Source organism: Inhella crocodyli (assembly GCF_004004565.1).
Taxonomy (GTDB): Bacteria; Pseudomonadota; Gammaproteobacteria; order Burkholderiales; family Burkholderiaceae_C; genus Inhella; species Inhella crocodyli.
The window spans coordinates 92,377-110,521 of the sequence record NZ_SACM01000006.1 but is presented as its reverse complement, the minus strand read 5'-3'; the positions used below and the strand labels follow the sequence as shown (position 1 = coordinate 110,521).

The 18,145-nt window shown below is 70.6% G+C and carries 15 protein-coding genes; 6 read left to right on the top strand and 9 right to left on the bottom strand.

What is annotated here, in order from left to right; all coding sequences use genetic code 11:
• Nucleotides 1–64: 64 nt before the first annotated feature.
• The 3 genes from ugpQ (at nt 65) to EOD73_RS16960 (ending at nt 3,076) form a co-directional block, all read left to right on the top strand.
• The gene (ugpQ, locus tag EOD73_RS16970) at nt 65–814 is read left to right on the top strand and encodes a glycerophosphodiester phosphodiesterase (protein WP_127684234.1); all 750 of its coding nucleotides are present in this window, start codon (nt 65–67) and stop codon (nt 812–814) included.
• 161 nt (nt 815–975) lie between these two features.
• The gene (locus EOD73_RS16965) at nt 976–1,602 is read left to right on the top strand and encodes an OmpW/AlkL family protein (RefSeq protein WP_127684233.1); all 627 of its coding nucleotides are present in this window, start codon (nt 976–978) and stop codon (nt 1,600–1,602) included.
• A gap of 100 nt (nt 1,603–1,702) precedes the next feature.
• On the top strand, nt 1,703–3,076 hold the full coding sequence (locus tag EOD73_RS16960; RefSeq protein ID WP_127684232.1) for an FAD/NAD(P)-binding protein: 1,374 nt from the start codon (nt 1,703–1,705) through the stop codon (nt 3,074–3,076).
• A 16-nt stretch (nt 3,077–3,092) separates the two neighbouring features.
• Here the strand turns inward: EOD73_RS16960 and EOD73_RS16955 are convergent, their stop codons facing one another.
• Nucleotides 3,093–3,572: a hypothetical protein gene (locus tag EOD73_RS16955; protein ID WP_127684231.1), complete on the bottom strand. Its 480-nt coding sequence runs from the start codon at nt 3,570–3,572 to the stop codon at nt 3,093–3,095.
• 151 nt (nt 3,573–3,723) lie between these two features.
• Nucleotides 3,724–5,052, bottom strand: coding sequence for an MFS transporter (locus tag EOD73_RS16950; RefSeq protein WP_240660769.1), 1,329 nt, complete (start codon nt 5,050–5,052; stop codon nt 3,724–3,726).
• 334 nt (nt 5,053–5,386) lie between these two features.
• Between EOD73_RS16950 and EOD73_RS16945 the strand changes: the two genes are divergently transcribed.
• Nucleotides 5,387–6,583 (top strand): ammonium transporter, encoded by a 1,197-nt coding sequence (locus EOD73_RS16945; protein WP_127684230.1) that lies wholly within the window; start codon nt 5,387–5,389, stop codon nt 6,581–6,583.
• A 13-nt stretch (nt 6,584–6,596) separates the two neighbouring features.
• Here EOD73_RS16945 and EOD73_RS16940 read toward each other — a convergent pair whose 3' ends face one another.
• Genes EOD73_RS16940 through EOD73_RS16925 form a run of 4 tightly spaced genes read right to left on the bottom strand, consistent with a single transcriptional unit; the run spans nt 6,597 to nt 10,344 of the window.
• Complete coding sequence (locus tag EOD73_RS16940; protein ID WP_127684229.1) at nt 6,597–8,207, bottom strand: gamma-glutamyltransferase family protein; 1,611 nt, start codon at nt 8,205–8,207, stop codon at nt 6,597–6,599.
• Between the two features lie 28 nt (nt 8,208–8,235).
• The gene (locus EOD73_RS16935; RefSeq protein WP_127684228.1) at nt 8,236–9,273 is read right to left on the bottom strand and encodes a S49 family peptidase; all 1,038 of its coding nucleotides are present in this window, start codon (nt 9,271–9,273) and stop codon (nt 8,236–8,238) included.
• Nucleotides 9,270–9,689 carry a Rieske (2Fe-2S) protein gene (locus EOD73_RS16930; protein ID WP_127684227.1) on the bottom strand — a complete coding sequence of 140 codons (420 nt, stop codon included), beginning with the start codon at nt 9,687–9,689 and terminating at the stop codon, nt 9,270–9,272. Before EOD73_RS16930 ends, EOD73_RS16935 begins: the two co-directional genes overlap by 4 nt.
• Nucleotides 9,682–10,344: an HAD family hydrolase gene (locus EOD73_RS16925; protein ID WP_127684226.1), complete on the bottom strand. Its 663-nt coding sequence runs from the start codon at nt 10,342–10,344 to the stop codon at nt 9,682–9,684. The genes EOD73_RS16930 and EOD73_RS16925 overlap by 8 nt, the downstream gene beginning before the upstream one ends.
• 62 nt (nt 10,345–10,406) lie before the next feature.
• Here EOD73_RS16925 and EOD73_RS16920 point away from each other — a divergent pair, with 62 nt between their 5' ends.
• Nucleotides 10,407–11,828 (top strand): cryptochrome/photolyase family protein, encoded by a 1,422-nt coding sequence (locus tag EOD73_RS16920; protein ID WP_127684225.1) that lies wholly within the window; start codon nt 10,407–10,409, stop codon nt 11,826–11,828.
• A 379-nt stretch (nt 11,829–12,207) separates the two neighbouring features.
• Nucleotides 12,208–14,151 carry a hypothetical protein gene (locus EOD73_RS16915; protein ID WP_127684224.1) on the top strand — a complete coding sequence of 648 codons (1,944 nt, stop codon included), beginning with the start codon at nt 12,208–12,210 and terminating at the stop codon, nt 14,149–14,151.
• A 29-nt stretch (nt 14,152–14,180) separates the two neighbouring features.
• Here the strand turns inward: EOD73_RS16915 and EOD73_RS16910 are convergent, their stop codons facing one another.
• The 3 genes from EOD73_RS16910 to EOD73_RS16900 are packed head-to-tail and all read right to left on the bottom strand — an operon-like array spanning nt 14,181 to nt 18,138.
• Complete coding sequence (locus tag EOD73_RS16910) at nt 14,181–16,328, bottom strand: GH92 family glycosyl hydrolase (protein ID WP_127684223.1); 2,148 nt, start codon at nt 16,326–16,328, stop codon at nt 14,181–14,183.
• Nucleotides 16,328–17,254, bottom strand: coding sequence for an alpha/beta hydrolase (locus tag EOD73_RS16905; RefSeq protein ID WP_205702498.1), 927 nt, complete (start codon nt 17,252–17,254; stop codon nt 16,328–16,330). Before EOD73_RS16905 ends, EOD73_RS16910 begins: the two co-directional genes overlap by 1 nt.
• Nucleotides 17,251–18,138, bottom strand: a complete 888-nt coding sequence (locus EOD73_RS16900) for an IolE/MocC family protein (RefSeq protein WP_127684222.1) — start codon at nt 18,136–18,138, stop codon at nt 17,251–17,253. Before EOD73_RS16900 ends, EOD73_RS16905 begins: the two co-directional genes overlap by 4 nt.
• Nucleotides 18,139–18,145 lie beyond the last annotated feature (7 nt).

Sequence of the window (18,145 nt, the reverse complement as noted above, 5' to 3'; positions counted from 1 at the left end):
TTCGCGCCAAAGGCATAACCTCTGGGGGAGCAGGCCCAAGACTCCGCCATCCACGAAAGCCGCCATGTCCCGCCCCATCGCCCTGTCCACCCCCTGGCTTTACCCGTTTTGGATCGCCCACCGCGGCGCGGGCCGCAGCGCCCCGGAAAACACCCTGGCCGCCTTCCGCCTGGGCGCGGCGCACGGCTACCGGGCCTTCGAGTGCGACGTGCAGCTCTCTCGCGATGGCGTGCCCTTCCTGCTGCACGACGACGCGCTGGCCCGCACCACCACCGGCCAGGGCCTGGCCTGCGAGCAGACCTGGCAGGCCTTGTCCTTGTTGGATGCCGGGTCCTGGCACAGCGCCGCCCACGCCGGCGAGCCGCCGTGCAGCCTGGCCGCCCTGGCGCGCGCCGCGCAGCAGCAAGGCTGGGCCCTGAACCTGGAGCTCAAGCCCAGCCCCGGGCAGGCCGCGCGGGTGGGCGCGGGCGTGGCGGCTTGGCTGCGGGCGCATTGGCGGGGCGCCACGCCCCCCTTGCTCAGCAGCTTCGAGCCCGAGGCGCTGCGCGCGGCGCGCGAGGCCGATGCCGGCTGGCCCCTGGCCCTGCTGCGGGAGCGCTGGTCGGCCGAGGTGCCCCGGCAGGCGCTGGACCTGGGGGCCTGCGCGGTGGTCTGCCAGCACGCGTCCTTGGACGCGGAGGCCATCCAAGCCTTGCACGACGCCGGGCTGCGGGCCCTGGCCTACACGGTCAACGAGCGCGCCGAGGCCGCGCGCTTGCAGGCCGCCGGCGTGGACGGCTTGATCACCGATGCGGTGACCGAATTCAAGCCCTGAGTGGCCGCCGAGCAACGGAGCGGCGCGCGGAACTGATCCAAATCAAGCCGGCCAACGCCCCGGCGTTCGGCCGCCGATCGACTTGACGCAGCGCAAATCCAAGGGCTTTCCCGAGGGGTGCAATGGCGCCATTCCAAACCCACTTTGAATGGAGTCCATCGATGAGCCGCAAGCAACTGACCACCCTCGTTCTGGGCACGTTGGCCGCCACCACCTTGCTGGTGGCTGTGCCCGCCGCCCACGCGCAAGACAGCGGCGACTGGATCGTCCGCGGCCGTGCGCTGCGCCTGGATTCGGCGAACAAGGACAGCACGGGCCTGGGCCTGTCGGTCAACGACAAGACCTTCCCCGAGCTCGACATCACCTACTTCTTCGACAAGAACTGGGCCGCCGAGCTGGTGCTGACTTACCCGCAAAAGCACGACATCCGCTCCAACGGCACCAACATCGGCTCGCTGAAGCACCTGCCGCCCACCCTGAGCCTGCAGTACCACCTGGATGCCAGCGGCTGGCGCCCCTACGTCGGCGTGGGCGTCAACGCCACGCTGTTCTCGTCGAACAAGTTCGTGCCCGCCGTGCAAACCGCGCTGAACCCGTCCATCGGCGGCAGCAGCTTCGGCCTGGCCTACGGCCTGGGCTTCGACGTCCCCGTGGGCGGCGGCTGGCTGTTCAACGTCGACGTGAAGAAGGTCAAGATCGCCACCGACATCAAGAGCAACGGCACCAAGGTCGGCGAGTTCAAGGTCGACCCGACGCTGTTCAGCATCGGTTTCGGCAAGCGCTTCTGACGCCCACACCAACGCCACCAACCCCCAAGCCGCCTTCGGGCGGCTTTTTCGTGCCCGCCGCCTAGACTGCCGGCCCTCTCCTTCCGTCTCGCCACCGACCATGCCCTTGGCGCACGAGTTCGACGTCGCCGTCGTCGGCGGCGGCTACAGCGGCAGCCTCACCACCGCTCACCTGCTGCTGCACTCGGCGCTGGCCGGCCGGCGCATCGCGCTGCTGCACGGGCCCACGCGCCCGGGCCGCGGCCTGGCCTACGGCACCTGGGACGACAACCTGCTGCTCAACGTGCCCGCCGGCAACATGAGCGCCTGGGACGGGCAGCCCCTGCACTTCGTGCAGCACCTGCAGCGCATCGACCCCAGCCTGCACGAAGGCTCTTTCGTCTCGCGCCGCCTGTACGGCGATTACTTGGAAGCGCAGTTGCAGCAGGCCCGAAAGGCGTCGGCGGCCGAGTTGCAGGCCCTGCCCTTGTCGGCGACCGCCGTCGTGCCCCTGCCTGGGGGCGGCTTCCGCGTGGCCACGCACGACGGCCCCGCCGTGCACGCCCGCCGCGTGGTGCTGGCCCTGGGCCACCTGCCGCCCCGGTGGCCGGCCCCTTGGGACGCCCTTCCCCCCGGCCAGCCCGGCTTGCTGCGGGCCGACGACGCGGCCGCGCTGCAGGCCTTGCCCGCGCAGGCCCCGGTGTTGGTGCTGGGCACGGGCCTCACCGCCGTCGACCTGCTGTTCCAACTGAGCAGCCATGCCCCGCGGCAGGTGCTGCTCCTGTCCCGCCGCGGCCTGCTGCCCCAAGCGCACCGCAACAGCCCCCAGCGCCCCACGACCGACGCCACGCCGCCGTGGCACGGCGCCGACGCGCGCGCCTTGCTACGCGGGCTGCGCGAAGCGGCCCAGCAGCGCGTGCAGGCCGGTGGCGACTGGCGCGACGCCGTGAACGCGCTGCGCCCGCACACACCGGCGCTGTGGCAGGCCCTGCCGCTGCGCGAGCGGGCGCGCTTCGCGGCCCGCTTGGCCCCGTACTGGGACGTGCACCGCCACCGCTTGGCCCCGGTGGCCGCGCACCGCCTGGCCGCCCTGCGCGACAGCGGCCAGGCCCAGGTGCTCGCCGGGCGGGTCCTGGAGGCGGCGCCCGACGCAGGCGGCTGGCGGGTGGGCTGGCGCGCCCGTGCCGACGGCGCGGTGCGCGCGCTTCGGGTGGCCGCGGTGGTCAACGCCACCGGGCCCAGCACCGACCTGGCGGCCGCCGACGACCCGCTGCTGAAGCAGCTCCTGGCCACCGGGCAAATCGCCCCCGACCCCTTGCGACTCGGTCTGGCATTGGGGCCCGACTTGGCCCTGCTGGACGCGCAAGGCCGGGCCCAGCGCGACCTGTTCTACGTGGGCCCGTGGCTGCGCGCCGCGCGCTGGGAAGCCACCGCCGTGCCGGAGCTGCGCCAGCACGTGCGCAATATCGTCAATGCTGTTGCTAGCTCACTCTGAGTGATGGCCTGCGGGATCATTCGCGTGCGCCCGATTGGGTAACCGAACGCTTCGCCTTTTCCGCGTAGCGATCCATGGACTGTTGAATCGTGGCCCGCAATTTCTCAACCGTGGTGCCACGTAGGGAAGTGCTCAACCATTTGCAATATTTGTGAGGGTCGTAAGACTTGGCGGCTTGCAGCATCCTGTTGCCGAGCTCTTCGGCGAACGCCTCCAATGCTGCCGCCTCCTTCTCCGAAACGGAGTCGAGCTCGCTGGCATTTGCGGCAAGGATTGGCTCGACGGCCTCTGCCATTCTTCGATTCATGGAGACGAACTCGGTCTCAAGTTCGGCGTGCGACTCAGGTGATGCCTCTTTGCAGTACGCCACTACTCGAGCCGGCCCGGACTTGTAAACCGCAGCAAGTCCATCCACCAGATTCGTCGCTGCATTGACTGGCATGGTCACAATGACCAACGCGGCGGACACCGCCGACGTGCACTTCGCGATTGACATGCTGATGACCTCATTCGGCCTTGAGATGGTGGGCCGACGATGTTAGGTCTAGCGATGGCTACCCGCCTGCTGCCCCCCAGTTGCAGGCCCCAGCAAATCAACAGCATGGCTTGGCCGCCCGGTCCATAGCCACGATCGAAACCACCCCAACTCAAGGCAGCATCGCCTCCGCCGGCTCGGGCGGCTCTCCCGCCTCGTCGGCCAGTTGGGGCAGCGTGGTCACCGCGCGCAGCACCGGCGAGCGCCACGCGGCCAGGGCCAGCAGCAGCGCGCTGGCGCCGGCGAAGCCCAGCGCCCAGCGCAGGCCCAGGTGCTGGCCCAGCCAGCCCCCCAGCAAGGCGCCCGGCGCCCCGGGCAAGACCGTGAGCCAGCGCATGGTGCTGGTCATGCGGCCGAGCAAGGGGCTGGGCGTCACGGCCTGGCGCAAGCTCAGGAAGTTGATGAACATCAGCACGGCGCCCAGGCCGAAGCAGCCGAGCATCAGGCCGAAGGCCAACACGCCCAAGGGACCGGCCGGCGCCACCGCCAGCAGCACCCAGCCAGCGCCCGTGACGGCAATGCCCAGCACCAGGCAGGGGCCCGGCCCCAAGCGCTCGCTCACGGCGTGGCCCTTGAGGCTGCCCAGCACCGTGCCCACGCCCAGGGCCACGTAGGCCAGGCCGATGGCGCCGGGGCTCAGGCCCAGTTCGCGCGAGGCCACCAGGATCTGCACCACCATGGCGCAGTAGTGGCAAAACTGCCAGGTGCCGATGACCCAGGCCAGCGTGGGCAGCAGCGCGTTGCCGCGCACGAAGTGCAGGCCGGTCAACAGCTCCTCTTTGAAGCCGCGGCCGCTGGCGCTTTGGACGACCTCGCGGATGCGCAGGCCGCGCAGCACCAGGGCCGAGGCCGCCAGCAGCAGCGCGTCCACCACCAGGGCCAACGGGGCGCCCACGGCCTTGATGAGCAAGCCGCCAAAGGCCGGGCCGGCCACCTCGGGGCCGCTGGAGGCCAGGGCGTTCTTGGCGTGGGCCTCCACCAGGCGCTCGCGGGGCACCACCTGGGTCAGCACCACCTGCGCCGCGCTGCCGGCCACCGTGTGCACGCTGCCCAGCACGAAGGCCACGACGTACATCCACTCCATGGTGAGCCAGCCCAAGGCTTGCGCCACCGGGATGGTGACCAGGGCCGCGGCCAGGGTGAGCTCGCCCACCACGTAGACCGGCAGCTTGCGCACGCGGTCCAGCCACACCCCGCTGGGCAGCGACAGCAGCACGAAGGGCGCCAGCTCCAGCGCCGTGAGCAGGCCCATTTGCTGGGGCGTGGCGTGCAGCAGCAACGCGGCCGTGAGCGGCAGCGCCAGCATGGTGATCTGCGCGCCGGTGGACGACATCAGGATGGACGACCACAAGCGCCGGTAGGCGCGGTCGCGCAGCAGGTCGTCGGGCTTGAGGCGGAAGCGCTCTCGCAGCGCTTGGAGCCAATGGGACAGGGAGGACACGGACAACTACTCCGGGGAACGGCACACGTGGGGGTCGGCGCGCTGGGCGGGGGCCCAGGCCGCGCCGCGCGGCGGCGGCAGCGCGCTTACGTGGCGTCGAGGAGTTTGGTCATGCGCCGCAGCTTAGGCCGGCTGGGCTTGGATGACTTTCGTCAGGGGTCGGCCCGACCTGCCAAGTACGCACCACGAGCGGGCACCTTTCGCGCCGTACGCACCACATTAGCGCCTCATTCGCACCATCGCGGGGCTTGTGGTGGTGCGCAGCACGCACCAAGGCGGGTACGCAATTTGCTGCCATGCACGCTTTCTGTGCCACCCTTCCCGGAGCATCGCCTTGGCGCCCCCCACCACCTCTGCCGACGTCCTCTTCATCCTGCTGGGCGCCATCATGATCTTGGCGATGCACGCCGGGTTTGCCTTTTTGGAACTGGGCACGGTGCGCCACAAGAACCAGGTCAACGCGCTGGTCAAGATCCTGAGCGACTTCGCGGTCTCCACCCTGGCCTACTTCTGCATCGGCTACACGGTGGCCTACGGCGTGAGCTTCTGGGGCAGCGCCCAAGCGCTGACGGCCCAAAACGGCTACGCGCTGACCAAGTTCTTCTTCCTGCTGACCTTCGCCGCGGCCATCCCGGCCATCGTGTCGGGCGGCATCGCCGAGCGGGCCAAGTTCAACCCGCAACTGGCCGCCACCTTCGCACTGGTGGCCTTGGTGTACCCGTTGTTCGAAGGCATGGCCTGGAACCAGCGCTTCGGCTTCCAAGCCTGGCTGGCCGCCCAGTTCGGCGCGGAGTTTCACGACTTCGCCGGCTCCGTGGTGGTGCACGCCGTGGGCGGCTGGATTGGGCTGGCCGCTGTGCTGCTGCTGGGGCCCCGGCAGGGCCGCTACCGCAAAGACGGCGGCATCGCCGCCCACCCGCCCAGCTCCATCCCCTTCTTGGCCCTGGGCGCCTGGATCCTGATCGTGGGCTGGTTTGGCTTCAACGTGATGAGCGCGCAGACCCTGGACAAGGTGTCGGGCCTGGTGGCCATGAACTCGCTGATGGCGATGACCGGCGGCACCCTGGTGGCCCTGCTGCTCGGCCGCAACGACCCCGGCTTCGTGCACAACGGGCCCCTGGCCGGCCTGGTGGCCGTGTGCGCCGGCTCCGACCTGATGCACCCGCTGGGCGCCTTGGTCACCGGCGGCGTGGCCGGGGCGCTGTTCGTGGGCATGTTCACCGTCACGCAGAACCGCTGGAAGATCGACGACGTGCTCGGCGTGTGGCCGCTGCACGGCCTGTGCGGTGCGTGGGGCGGCGTGGCGGCCGGCGTCTTCGGCTTGCCGGCCTTGGGCGGGCTGGGCGGCGTTGCGTTCGCCAGCCAACTCGTGGGCACCGCGGTCGGGGTGGCCATCGCCTTCGGCGGCGGCGCCTTGGTATACGGCGTGCTCAAGCGCACCGTGGGCCTGCGCCTGGACGCCGAAGAAGAGTTCAACGGCGCCGACCTGAGCATCCACAAGATCTCGGCCACGCCCGACAGCCCGGCCTGAGCCGGGCTGCGGCTCAGCAGGCCACGGCGGCCCCGTCGCGGCGCGGGTCGCTGGCGGCCACGTAGCCGTCCACGGCCGGGTCGCCCTGCGGATCGATCCGCCAGATGAACTGACCGGCGCCGAAGTCCTGGTAGCTGTCGTGGATGTCGCCCAGGTGGTGGCCGGCTTGCACCAAGCCCTGCAAGGTGGCGGCGGGCCAGTGCGGCTCGGCGTTGAGGGACAAGCCCTCGTTGAAGCGCCAGCGCGGTGCGTCGCAGGCGGCCTGCGGGTGCTGTCCGTAGACCAGCATGCGCACCAGGGTTTGCAGGTGGCCTTGCGGCTGCATGTTGCCGCCCATGACGCCAAAGCCCATCTGGGCGCGGCCGTCCTTGGTGAGGAAGGCCGGAATGATGGTGTGGAAGGGCTTCTTGCCCGGGCCCACCTCGTTCACGTGGCCGCGCTGCGTGGTGAAGCAGGCGCCGCGGTTTTGCAGGCTCACGCCGTAGCCCGGCAGCACCAGGCCCGAGCCGAAGCCCATGTAGTTGCTTTGGATGAAGCTGACCTGCATGCCGCGCGCGTCGGCCGTGGTCAGGTAGATCGTGCCGCCCTTGATCGGGTTGCCGGCGCCGTACTCCTGCGCCTGCGCCGGGTCGATCAGCGCCGCACGCCGGCGCAGGTAGTCGGGGTCCAGCAGTTGCGCCGGCGTCAGCGCCATGGCGCGGGGGTCGCCCACGTGGCGGTAGACGTCGGCGAAGGCCAGCTTCATGGCCTCGATCAGCAGGTGCTGGGTGCGCCAGTCGTCCACGCCGTACTGGCCCAGGTGCAGGTGGCGCGCCATGCCCAAGGCCATCAAGGCCGCAATGCCCTGCCCGTTGGGCGGGATCTCGTGCACCGTGTGCCCTTCGAAGTCGGTGGCGATCGGCGCCACCCACTCGGGCTGGTAGGCCGCCAAATCGGCCGCGGTGAGCGCGCCCCCGCCTTGCGCGGCGAAGGCCGCCAGCGCCGCGGCCACCTCGCCGCGGTAGAAGGCCTCGCCTTTCGTCTCGGCGATCAGGCGCAGGGTGCGTGCGGCGTCGGGGAAGGCGAAGCGCTCGCCCACCTTGGGTGCGCGGCCACGGGGCAAAAAGGCCGGGGCGAAGCCCGCGCCGTTGGCCAGCTCGGGCACCTGCGCGGCGCGGGCCCATTTGTCGGCCACGCCCACGGGCACGGCGTAGCCGCGCTCGGCGATCTCGATGGCCGGGGCGATGACGTCGGCGAAGGGCAGCGCGCCGAAGCGCTGGTGCAGCGCCACCCAGCCGGCGACGGCGCCTGGCACGGTCACCGTGTCCCAGCCGCGCGTGGGCATGGGGCGGTCGCCGAACCGCTCCCGCGTCCAGCCCATCGGCGCCGGGCCGCTGGCGTTCAGGCCGTGCAACTGCGTGCCGTCCCACACCAGGGCAAAGGCGTCGCTGCCCAGGCCGTTGGAGCAGGGTTCCACCAGGGTCATGCAGGCGGCGGTGGCCACGGCCGCGTCCACGGCGTTGCCCCCGCGTTGCAGCAGCTGCAGGCCCGCTTGCGCCGCCAGCGGGTGGCTGGTGGCCACCACGTTGCGGCCGAAGACGGGGCTGCGTCGGCTGGGGTAGCCGGAGGTCCAGTCGAAGTCCATGCCAGGGCTCCTGGTGGCGAAGGGGCGTTCAGCGAACGTGGGGGGCGCTGCGCAGCGTCTTCACGGCGCCCTCGCCCAGCGCGGCGCCGAAGCGCTTGGCCAGGCGCTCGGCCACGTTGTCGTGCGGGGTGTAGTCGATGACCTCTTCGGCCCCGACCACCTCGCGGGCCACGTGGTCGAGGTTGGCCAGGCCGTCGGCCAGGCCGAGTTCCACGGCGCGGTCGCCGTTCCAGACCAAGCCCGAGAAGGTGTCCTTGTCTTCCTTCAGGCGGTCGCCCCGGCCGGCGCGCACGGCGGCGATGAACTGCTGGTGCACGCCGTCGATCCAGCCTTGCGCCAGCGCGCGGTCGGCCGGCTTCAGCGGCGAGAAGGGGTCGAGCATGGCCTTGTGCTCGCCGGCGGTGATGAGCCGGCGCTCGACGCCGAGCTTTTCCATCAGACCGGTGTAGCCGAAGTCGTCGATCAACACGCCGATGCTGCCGACCATCGAGGCCTTGTCGACGTAGATGGCGTCGGTGGCCGAGGCGATGTAGTACGCGGCCGAGGCGCACACGTCCTCCACCACGGCGAACACCGGTTTGTCGTGCAGCGCGCGCAGGCGCTTGATCTCGTCGTACACGATGCCGGCTTGCACCGGGCTGCCGCCGGGCGAGTTGATGCGGATCACCACGGCCCGCGCGCCGCGGTCTTCGAAGGCGTTCTTCAGCGACGACACGATGAGCTCCGCGCTGGCCTCGGAACCGGCCGCGATCTCGCCGCGCACCTCCACCAAGGCCGTGTGCGGCGTGCCCGTGGTGGCGGCCGGGTGGTTGGGCGCCCACAGGCTCCACACCAAGAAGGCGCCCAGCGCCAGCCAGAGGAAGCGGAAGAAGTTGCGGTTGCGGCGCTCGCGGCGCTTTTCGGCCAGGAAGTCGCGCGCCAGCTCCAGCGCCAGCTGCTCGTGGCGGGCCAGGGCCGGGGATTCGGCCGCCGGGGCCGCGGCCGGCGCAGCGGGGGGCGCCTTCAGCATGTCGTCCGGGTTGGGGGTCGCGTCGGGCAGCGGCGGGGTGGGATCGGACGGGTTCATGGCAGGGGGGCCGGGGGCGGCTCGGAAGGGTCGGGGGGCGGCAGGGGCCGCTGATGCTGGCTAGGGTACCAACGCACTTGGCCGTTGGCTTCGGTCACGGTGACGGGAATGAGCCCGGCGCGGCCGCAGCGGCCCATCACGCAGGCGCCGGTGCTGGGGGAATAGACGGCCCCGTGCACGGCGCACAGGATGTAACGCTTGTCACTGTCCAAAAACTCGTCGGGCTGCCAGTCCAGCTCGGTGGGCACATGGGCGCAGCGGTTCAGGTAGGCCACCACCTGGCCGTCGAAGCGCAGCGCGAAGGCGCGCTCTTCGCGGCCGCAGTACAGCAGCTCCCACTGCACGCCCTTGCCGCGCTCTACCAGCGCGGCGCTGTCGCACACCCACAGGCCCTCGTCCAGCGCGGGTTCAACCATGGGTCATCAACCAAGCGTGCAGGCTGGGCACGTCGTGCAGCACGGCCAAGGGCCTCAGGGCCTCCAGCTCGGCCACCGGGTGGGCGCCAAAGCTCACCGCCAGCGCCGGGGTGCCGGCATTGATCGCCAGCTGCAGGTCGTGCGTGGTGTCGCCGACCATGAGGGTGCGCTCGGGCGCCACACTCAGCTCGTCCATCAGCTCGTTCAGCATCTGCGGGTGGGGCTTGCCGGCGGTTTCTTCGGCGGTGCGGGTGGCGTCGAACAGCGTGCGCAGGCCCACCTGGTCCAAGGCCTCGTCCAGGCCCCGGCGGCTCTTGCCCGTGGCCACGGCCAGGCGGTGGCCGCGATCCTTCAGCGCGTGCAGCAGGGGCACGATGCCGTCGAACAGGGTGACCTCGTGCACCGTGGCGAAGTAGTGCTTGCGGTAGGCGTGGCCCATGTCGCGGTAGCGCTCGCGCGGCAGGCCGGGCGCGGCGATCAGCAGGGCCTGCTCCAGGCCCAGGCCGATGACGTGCTGCGCCTTCTCCTGGCTGGGCTCGGGCAGGCCCATCTCGCGGGCGGCGGCCTGGATGCTGCGCACGATGCAGGCGGTGGAGTCGAACAGGGTGCCGTCCCAGTCGAAGGCAATCAGCTCGTGGTTCAGGGCGTGATTCAAGAGGGGGGACCGCACTGGTTGAGGGCAAGACAGGGGATTGTCCTGCGACCCACAATGCCCCGATGACCCCCACCCTTGTTTGGCTGCGGCGCGACCTGCGCCTGCACGACCACGCCGCCTTGCACGCGGCCTGCAGCACCGGCGGCCCCGTGTTCGTGGCCTTCGTTTTCGAGCGCGACATCCTGGACGCCCTGCCCCGCACCGACCGGCGCGTCGAGCTGATCTGGCACGCCCTGGCCGACATCGAGCGCCAGCTGCGCGAACGCGGCGTGGGCCTGATCGTGCGCCACGGCCGCGCACGAGAAGTCATCCCCGCCCTGGTGCATGAACTCAAGGCCCAGCGCCTCGTGTTCGCCCACGACGACGACCCCTTCGCCCTGGCCCGCGACGAGGCCGTGCGCGCCGCCCTGGCCGGCGTGCGTGTGGACAGCGTGCAAGACGTGACCGTGTTCGAGCGCCGCGAGCTGCTGACCGGCGCCGGCAAGCCCTACACCGTGTTCACGCCCTACAAGAACGCCTGGCACAAGGCCATGGCCGCGGAAGGCGCCGCCTGCCTGGCCGAGCGCGTGCCGAACCTGGCCGCCCTGGCGCCCTCCCCCCTGGCCACCGGCCTGCCCAGCCTGGCCGACCTGGGTTTCGAGGCCACCGACCTGCACGAGCGCTACCGCGGCGGCGCGACGCAAGCCCGCGCGCAGCTGGCCGAGTTCGTCAGCGAGCGCATGGCCGACTACGCCGACACGCGCAACTTCCCCGCCGTCAAAGGCCCCAGCTACCTCAGCCCCGCGCTGCGCTTCGGCCTGGTGGCCCCGCGCGAACTGGCCCGCGCCGCCTGGCCGCTGCGCGAGCAAGAGGGCGCCGGTGGCTGGCTTAACGAACTGATCTGGCGGGACTTCTACCACCAGGTGCTGCACCACCACCCTGGCGTGGTGCACGGCCCGCTGAAGACCGACTACGCCCGCGTGGTGTGGGACGAAGGCCCCGAGGCGGATGAGCTGTTCGCCGCCTGGTGCGAGGCCCGCACCGGCTACCCGCTGGTGGACGCCGCCATGCGCCAGCTCAACCAAACCGGCTACATGCACAACCGCCTGCGCATGGTGGTGGCCAGCTTCCTGTGCAAGCACCTGGGCCTGAACTGGCAGCGCGGCGAGGCCTACTTCGCCGAAAAGCTGCTCGACTTCGACCTTGCCGCCAACAGCGGCGGCTGGCAATGGGCCGCCAGCTGCGGCTGCGACGCCCAGCCCTACTTCCGCATCTTCAACCCCACGTCCCAAAGCGAGAAGTTCGACGCCAAGGGCGTGTTCGTGCGCCGCTACCTGCCCGAGCTGGCCCGCCTGACCGACGGCGCGATCCACGCGCCTTGGGCGGCCAAGCCGATCGAGCTGGGCGGTCTGCGTTTGGGCGTGGACTACCCGCGCCCCGTGGTGGACCACGCCGAGGCCCGGGCCAAGACCTTGGCGCGGTACGCGGTGGTGAAGGCGGGCTGAACGCCGGAAGGGGCCATGGCCTGACCCCTCGCCTGGGGGCCGAGCGTGCCCCAGGCGCTTTCTAGAATCGCCGGTTGGCCACCCTTCGGTGGCATCCAAAACAAGATCCTAGGGAGGAACGATGCTTGCATCGATGGGGAAGCCTTGGCTGACGCTGGGCGTTTGTGCGCTGTTGGTGGCTTGTGGTGGTGGGGGCGGCGACAGTCCAAGCCCGTCGCCGGCGCCCGCCCCTGCGCCCGCACCGGCCCCTGCCCCACCCCCGCCCGACGCCGACGGCGACGGCACGCCAGACGCCAGCGATGCAGCACCCCAAGATGCCTTGTGCGCGGCCGCCAGCGACACGTCCAATGGTCAGTGCCTGCGAAGGGTGCTCGCGGGGATGCGTTTGCGCGTCATCGGACATGGCGACGGCAAGGTCTACTTCTACGGCGAGGGCGACGCGCTCAAGCTCTACGGCTACGACCTGAAGACGCGCCATTTCATCGGCGAAGGCACGATCCAAGGCACCACCCCCACGGCCATGGTGTACGCGCCCGGCCTGACGCGGGTGTTCGTCGGCGATGGTCAAGGGCAAATCCGCGCCTATGGCCCCGACTTGCGCCCGGTGGCTGGCACCTTTGCCACGACCCCGATGGCGGTGCGTGGCTTGGCTGCCGCGGGCACCTACCTGGTGGCCCAGGACGACAGCGGTGCATGGGCCAGCCACCACGTTTTTGATGGCACGGGCAAACGGGTCATGAGCGAGGAATGGAACCACCCGCTCACCCAATGGGCCTGGGACGCCAACAGCAACCGGCTGTACTACTTCCGCGACGGCATGAGCCCCAACGACCTCATGTACGAGCGCATCGATCCGACCACCGGTCGGATCGTCGAGCGGGGCGAATCGCCCTACCACGGCAGCTACAACATCCAGGGCCCGATCCGCGTCAGCAGCGATGGCAGCAAAGTGCTTTTGGGCAGCGGCGACGTGTACGCCGCCCCGGCCCTGACTTGGTCCGGCCGCGTGCCGGTTGAATTCCAAGACGCGGACTGGCTGTCGAACGGCGAGTTGGCCGTCGTCGCCAACGACCGGCTGACCCGGTACGACGTCCGTCGCACCAAGGTCGAGGAACTGACCCTGGGCAACGGCCAACTGCTGGCGATGGTCAAGGACAGCGGCAAGACCGTGCTCGTCGTCAAGCGCAGCGATCGCTTGGACTTCGTGGACTACGAACCATCGGACGACAGCGACAAGGATGGCTACGCCAACGCCATCGACAAGTTCCCGCTGGACCGCACGGCCGCCGTGGACACCGACAACGACGGCTACCCCGACGCCTTCCTGCCGGGGTTCACCCAGGCCGACAGCCCCACGGGACTGAAACTCGACCACTACCCGCAAGACGCTGCCTGCTACGCCTTGGAGCAAGGCGATGGGCGCAAGTGCAACCCCCTGCTGTACGCCCCCGCGCCCGGTGCGCTGCAGGCGATGACCGACGCGCAGGGTCAGGTGCTGCTGTTCGCAGCCGACCGCGACCGGCTGTACCGCTGGTCGCCCCAGACCCGCACCTGGTTGTCGCCCCTGGCGGTCGGCCAGGTCGACGGCGCAGGTCGTCGCCTGCTGCCCAAGAAGGCGGCCTACTCGAGCACGCACCGCCGCATCTACCTGGGCTATGAGAACGGCCAGATCACGGCGATGGACACCGTGGATGGAGCCACCGAGCGCGCGTGGGCGCAGGTGGCCCTGCCGGTCTTGGGGGTGGCAGCCGTGGGCGAGCACGTGATGGCAGTGGACGCCAGCGGGGCCTGGGCCACGCACTACGTGTTCGACGCCTCGGGCAAGCTGACGGATAGCAAGGAATGGAACTACGTGTCGGAGCACTTCGAGTGGGCCCCGACGCAATCTCGCGTGTACTTCTTCCGCGACGGCACGTCGCCCAACGACTTGCATTACGAGCGGATCAGCGCCGCAGGCAAGATCGTCGAAAGCGGCGAAACGCCCTACCACGGCGAGGTCTGGTTCACGGGCCCCATCCGTGTCTCACAGGGGGGCGCCCGCATCGCCTTGGGCACCGGGGACGTGTACAGCACCGTGGACCTGCGGGTGGTGGCCCAGTTGGGCGGCCCCCTGACCGACCTGCAATGGCTGAGTGATGAGTCCTTGGTGTCGGTTGGTACTGAGGGTGGCTGTCGCCTGACCCGGCACAACAGCAGCCTGGCCCTCAGCGCACAGCAGTCGTGCAACGGCCAGCCGCAGGCGCTGGCGCGTGTGGGTGACAGTCTGTGGCTGATGAGTTGGGTCCAAGGCCAACTGGTGTTCAGCCAAGTCAGCTTCCCTTGAGGGATCTCGAGCCGACGCAGCGCCCTTCGTCAGTGGCCCCACACCAACTTGCCACCGTGGCTGAGCGCCGCGTGTGACAGCGCGGTGGGCGCCACGGCCTGGCCGTTGAGACGCACCACCGGGCCGCGGCCACTCAGGCGCAGTTGCCGCCCGTCGGCCAGTTGCAGGGTGGCGCCGCGCACCAGGGGCTGGCCCAGCACGTAGTGACCCGAGGCCGGCTGCGCGGGGTAGAAGCCCAGCATCGCGAAGACCAGCCAGGCGCTCATCTGCCCCGCGTCGTCGTTGCCGACGATGCCGTCAGGGCGCGTGCTGTAGAAGCGGCGTACCACCTCGGCCACGCGGGCGTGGCCTTGCTCGGGGCGGTCGCTGAAGGCGTAGAGCCAGGCGATGTGGTGGCTGGGCTCGTTGCCGTGCGCGTACTGGCCGATCAGCGCCTCCTGGCCCAGGTGCTTGTCGGGGTTGGGCACGGGCAAGGTGAAGAAGCGGTCCAGCCAACGGCCCAGGCCCTCGGGTCCGCCCAGGCGCTCGCGAAAGCCCTCGGGGTCGTGCAGGGCCGGGGTGGCGGTGTACTGGTAGGCGTTGGCCTCGGTGTAGTCGCCCGGGTTGTTCATCGGGCTGGTGGCCACCACGGGGTCGAAGGGCTCGCGCCAGCGGCCTTGGCTGTCTTTGCCGCGCAGGGTTTGGGTGCCTTCGTCAAACAGGTTGCGCCAGCTGCCGGCGCGCCGCGCGAAGCGCTCGGCCAGTTCGCTGCGACCCATCAGGCGCGCCACCTGGGCCAGCGCGGCGTCGCCGTAGCCGTACTCGGCCGTCTTGCTGACCGCCTCGCCCGGCGCTTTGTCAAACGGCAGGTAGCCGTACTGGTCCAGCCACTGCCAGCTGCGTTGCGCCCAGGCGGGTGCGCCGGGGCGGTCCTGCGTGCTGGTGGCCAGCATGGCCTGCAGCGCGGCCTCGCGGTCCACCGCAAAACCCTTGGCGATGGCGTCGGCGATGACGGGCAGGGCGGGGTTGCCGATCATGGTGTGCGTCTCGCGGCCCATCACGGTCCACAGCGGCAGGTAGCCCATTTGCTGCTGGTGGGCGACGAGGGTGCTGACGAAGCCGGGCACGCGCTCGGGCACGATCAGCGTGTACAGCGGATGGCTGGCGCGGAAGGTGTCCCACAGGCTCAGCGTCGAGTAGTACACGCCACCGGGGGCCTGGATCACCCCGCCCTGGGGGCCACGCACGCGGCCGTCCACGTCGGCGACGTTGCTGGGGTGCAGCAGGGTGCGGTAGAGCGCCGAGTAGAAGAGCCGCTTCGTGCCGGCGTCGGCATCGATCTGGATGCGCGACAGCAGGCGGTTCCAGGTGGCGTCGGCCTGCTGGCGGGCGATGTCGAAGCCCAGCGGGCCGATGGCGTCGAGATTGGCGCGCGCGCCGGCCTCGTCCACGGTGGACACGGCCACGCGGGCTTCCAGCTGTTGGGCCTGGCCGAGATCGAACGCCAGCAGCAAACGCGGCGCCTTGTCGCCCTCGCGCGGCGCCACCACGGCCTGCGCGGCGATGGGCCGGTTGAAGCGCACGATGAAGCTGGTCTGCCGCTCGACCCAGTTCTTGGCGTGCACCGTGCCCGTGACCTCGCCGCGCGCGGCGTCCACCGCGTGCTGGCTGTGGGTGACGCGCGGGCCGTCGCCGAACAGCAGGCCGTGCTGCATGTCCACCAGCACCTGCACGCGGCCGGGCCGGGCAAAGGTGTAGCGCTGGAAGGCCACGCGCTCGGTGGCGGTGAGGTCCACGCGCACGCCCAGGTCTTTGAGCGTGACGGCGTAATGGCCCGGGCGGGCGCGCTCGCTCGCCTTGTCGTAGGCGCTGCTGAAGTCGGTGGTTTGGGCCGTCCAGCGCTGGCCTTGCGCCGGCTGCAGCAGCACGTCGCCCAGGTCGCCGATGCCCACGCCGCTCATGTGCGTGTTGGAAAAGCCCAGGATGCGCGGCGCGCGGTACTGGTAGCCGCCGCTGAAGCTCCAGCCCCGGTCGGCGTTGTCGGGGCTGGGGAAGACCATGCCGAAGGGCACCGTGGCGCCGGGCGTCACGTGCCCCGTGCCGTCGGTGCCGATGAAGGGGTCGACGTGGCGGGTGAGGCCTTGCGCGTGCGCCCCTCCCAGGGCGGCCAGCAGCAGGGCGGCCAGGGTTGTGCGCATCAGCGACCCAGCAAGAAGGTCAAGGGCTCGTGCAGGCGGCGGGCCCAGTCGACCTCGTTGTGGCCGGTGCCCTCGTACACCCGGGTTTGGTAGCGCGCGCCGGGCACGAAGCCTTTCTCGGCCATCAGCGCGTCGATGCGCGGCTGCGCCTGGTCGTACTGGGCGTCCAGCTCGGTGGTGCCGCGGTCCATCCACCACTTGACGGACGCCGGGTCGGGCAGCGCGCCGCGCAGGTAGGCGATGGCGGCGCTGGGCACCTCGTCGTTGCGCTGGAAGGTGCCGATCCAGTGCGTGCTCAGGCAGGCCGCGCCGCCGAACACCTTGGGGTGCTCGCACAGCGCGTAGGCGCTGATCAGCCCGCCCATGCTGGAGCCCATCAAGAACGTGGCCTCGCGCTCGGGCCGGGTGGCGTACCTGGTGTCGATCGCGGGCTTGAGCTCTTCCACCAGAAACCGCAGGTAGGCGTCGCTTTGCGAGCGGCCTTGCAGGCCCTGATTGACAAGCCCCTGGCGCAGCGGCTCGGGCAGGTGCGGCAAGAACTTGGCGGGGAAGTACTCGGCGTGGCGGAACTTGCCGTTGTTCCAGGGGCCGACCACGATGAAGTCCTGCACCTGGCCCGCGGCCATCAGGCGCGCGGCCGCCTCGTCCACGTGCCAGGCCTTTCGGTTCCAGGTGGTGCTGGGGTCGAACAGCATTTGGCCGTCGTGCATGTAAAGCACGGCGTAGCGCTTGGCCTGCGGGTCGTAGCCCGGCGGGAGCCAAACCTCGACGTGGCGGGGGTCGACGAACTTCGACGGGAAGTTCGCCAGGCGCTCGACGCGCCCCGCGCGGGGGGTTTGCAAGGCCTGGGCCGGGGCGGCGGTGGGCGTCCACAGCGGGGCGGCGATCAGCGCGGGCGCCATGGCCAAAAAGGTGCGTCGGGTCATGGGGTGGGGGTCTCCGTGGCGGTGTCGTGGCAGGCCTGGTGGAAGCAGGCGCAGATGATGGCCCACAGGGCTTCGGCGTCGGCGAATCGGTCGCAGGGCTCGCCCTGCCAGGGGTCGGTGGGCGCGGCCTGGGTGGCCTGTTGGTAGTGCAGCCACATCGCGTGGGCGCCTTCGCCCACCGCCATGGGCAGCAGCTCGGCGTTGAAGCTCAAGGCGCTGCCGGGCTCGGCGTGGCGCAAGAAACCGGCGCAGCAGGCCGTCCACATCGCGCGGTAGTGGTCCAGGTACAGGCCCGGGCGGTCCAGCGGCGTTTGCAGGCAGCCGCTGTTGCCAATGCGGCCGTGAAAGGCGCGCACCCGCTCGAACACCGGCTGCAGGCGGGCCATGCGCTCGGCGAACTCGCCGCCGTAGGTCAGCTCTTGGCCGGTGTACCAGTGGCTCAGGTCGGCGGTGAAGCGCAGGTCGGGGAAGCGCTCCACCCAGCGCAGCGTGCGCCAGATGTCTTGCGTGGCCGTGGCGCGGTGCGTCTCCACGAGCAACCGGTGCCCGTGGCGGGCCTGCGCTTCCAGCAGCGCGGCGGCCAGTGCGTCCATCTCGGCGTCGCTGTCGAAGCCCGTGCCCAGGTGCAGGTTCGTGTAGAGCAGGCCCTCGGCGCGGTGCTGGCGGGCCAGGGGGTCGAGCTGCTCGGGCCGGGTCACGCGGGCGATGCCGCTGGCGTCCAGGCCAGCGCGCTGGATGGCACCCCACCCATCCCAAGCCTGGGCGCCTTCGTAGCCCTCGGCCTTCAGCAACTGCAGCTGCTCGTCCAGGCTGGCGCGCCAACCGCGCGAGGCCGGCGGCAGCGCCAGCAGGGTGCCCAGGTGGATGTCTTTGCGCAGGCGCATGGCGGCC

Bases quoted from the DNA above. Each gene is read 5' to 3' on its own strand.
- EOD73_RS16900 (WP_127684222.1), bottom strand. From the start codon at position 18,138: ATGCGCCTGCGCAAAGACATCCACCTGGGCACCCTGCTGGCGCTGCCG.
- EOD73_RS16920 (WP_127684225.1), top strand. From the start codon at position 10,407: ATGACCCCCACCCTTGTTTGGCTGCGGCGCGACCTGCGCCTGCACGAC.
- EOD73_RS16915 (WP_127684224.1), top strand. From the start codon at position 12,208: ATGCGTTTGCGCGTCATCGGACATGGCGACGGCAAGGTCTACTTCTAC.
- EOD73_RS16940 (WP_127684229.1), bottom strand. From the start codon at position 8,207: ATGGACTTCGACTGGACCTCCGGCTACCCCAGCCGACGCAGCCCCGTC.
- EOD73_RS16935 (WP_127684228.1), bottom strand. From the start codon at position 9,273: ATGAACCCGTCCGATCCCACCCCGCCGCTGCCCGACGCGACCCCCAAC.
- EOD73_RS16960 (WP_127684232.1), top strand. From the start codon at position 1,703: ATGCCCTTGGCGCACGAGTTCGACGTCGCCGTCGTCGGCGGCGGCTAC.
- EOD73_RS16965 (WP_127684233.1), top strand. From the start codon at position 976: ATGAGCCGCAAGCAACTGACCACCCTCGTTCTGGGCACGTTGGCCGCC.
- EOD73_RS16955 (WP_127684231.1), bottom strand. From the start codon at position 3,572: ATGTCAATCGCGAAGTGCACGTCGGCGGTGTCCGCCGCGTTGGTCATT.
- EOD73_RS16910 (WP_127684223.1), bottom strand. From the start codon at position 16,328: ATGCGCACAACCCTGGCCGCCCTGCTGCTGGCCGCCCTGGGAGGGGCG.
- ugpQ (WP_127684234.1), top strand. From the start codon at position 65: ATGTCCCGCCCCATCGCCCTGTCCACCCCCTGGCTTTACCCGTTTTGG.
- EOD73_RS16905 (WP_205702498.1), bottom strand. From the start codon at position 17,254: ATGACCCGACGCACCTTTTTGGCCATGGCGCCCGCGCTGATCGCCGCC.
- EOD73_RS16930 (WP_127684227.1), bottom strand. From the start codon at position 9,689: ATGGTTGAACCCGCGCTGGACGAGGGCCTGTGGGTGTGCGACAGCGCC.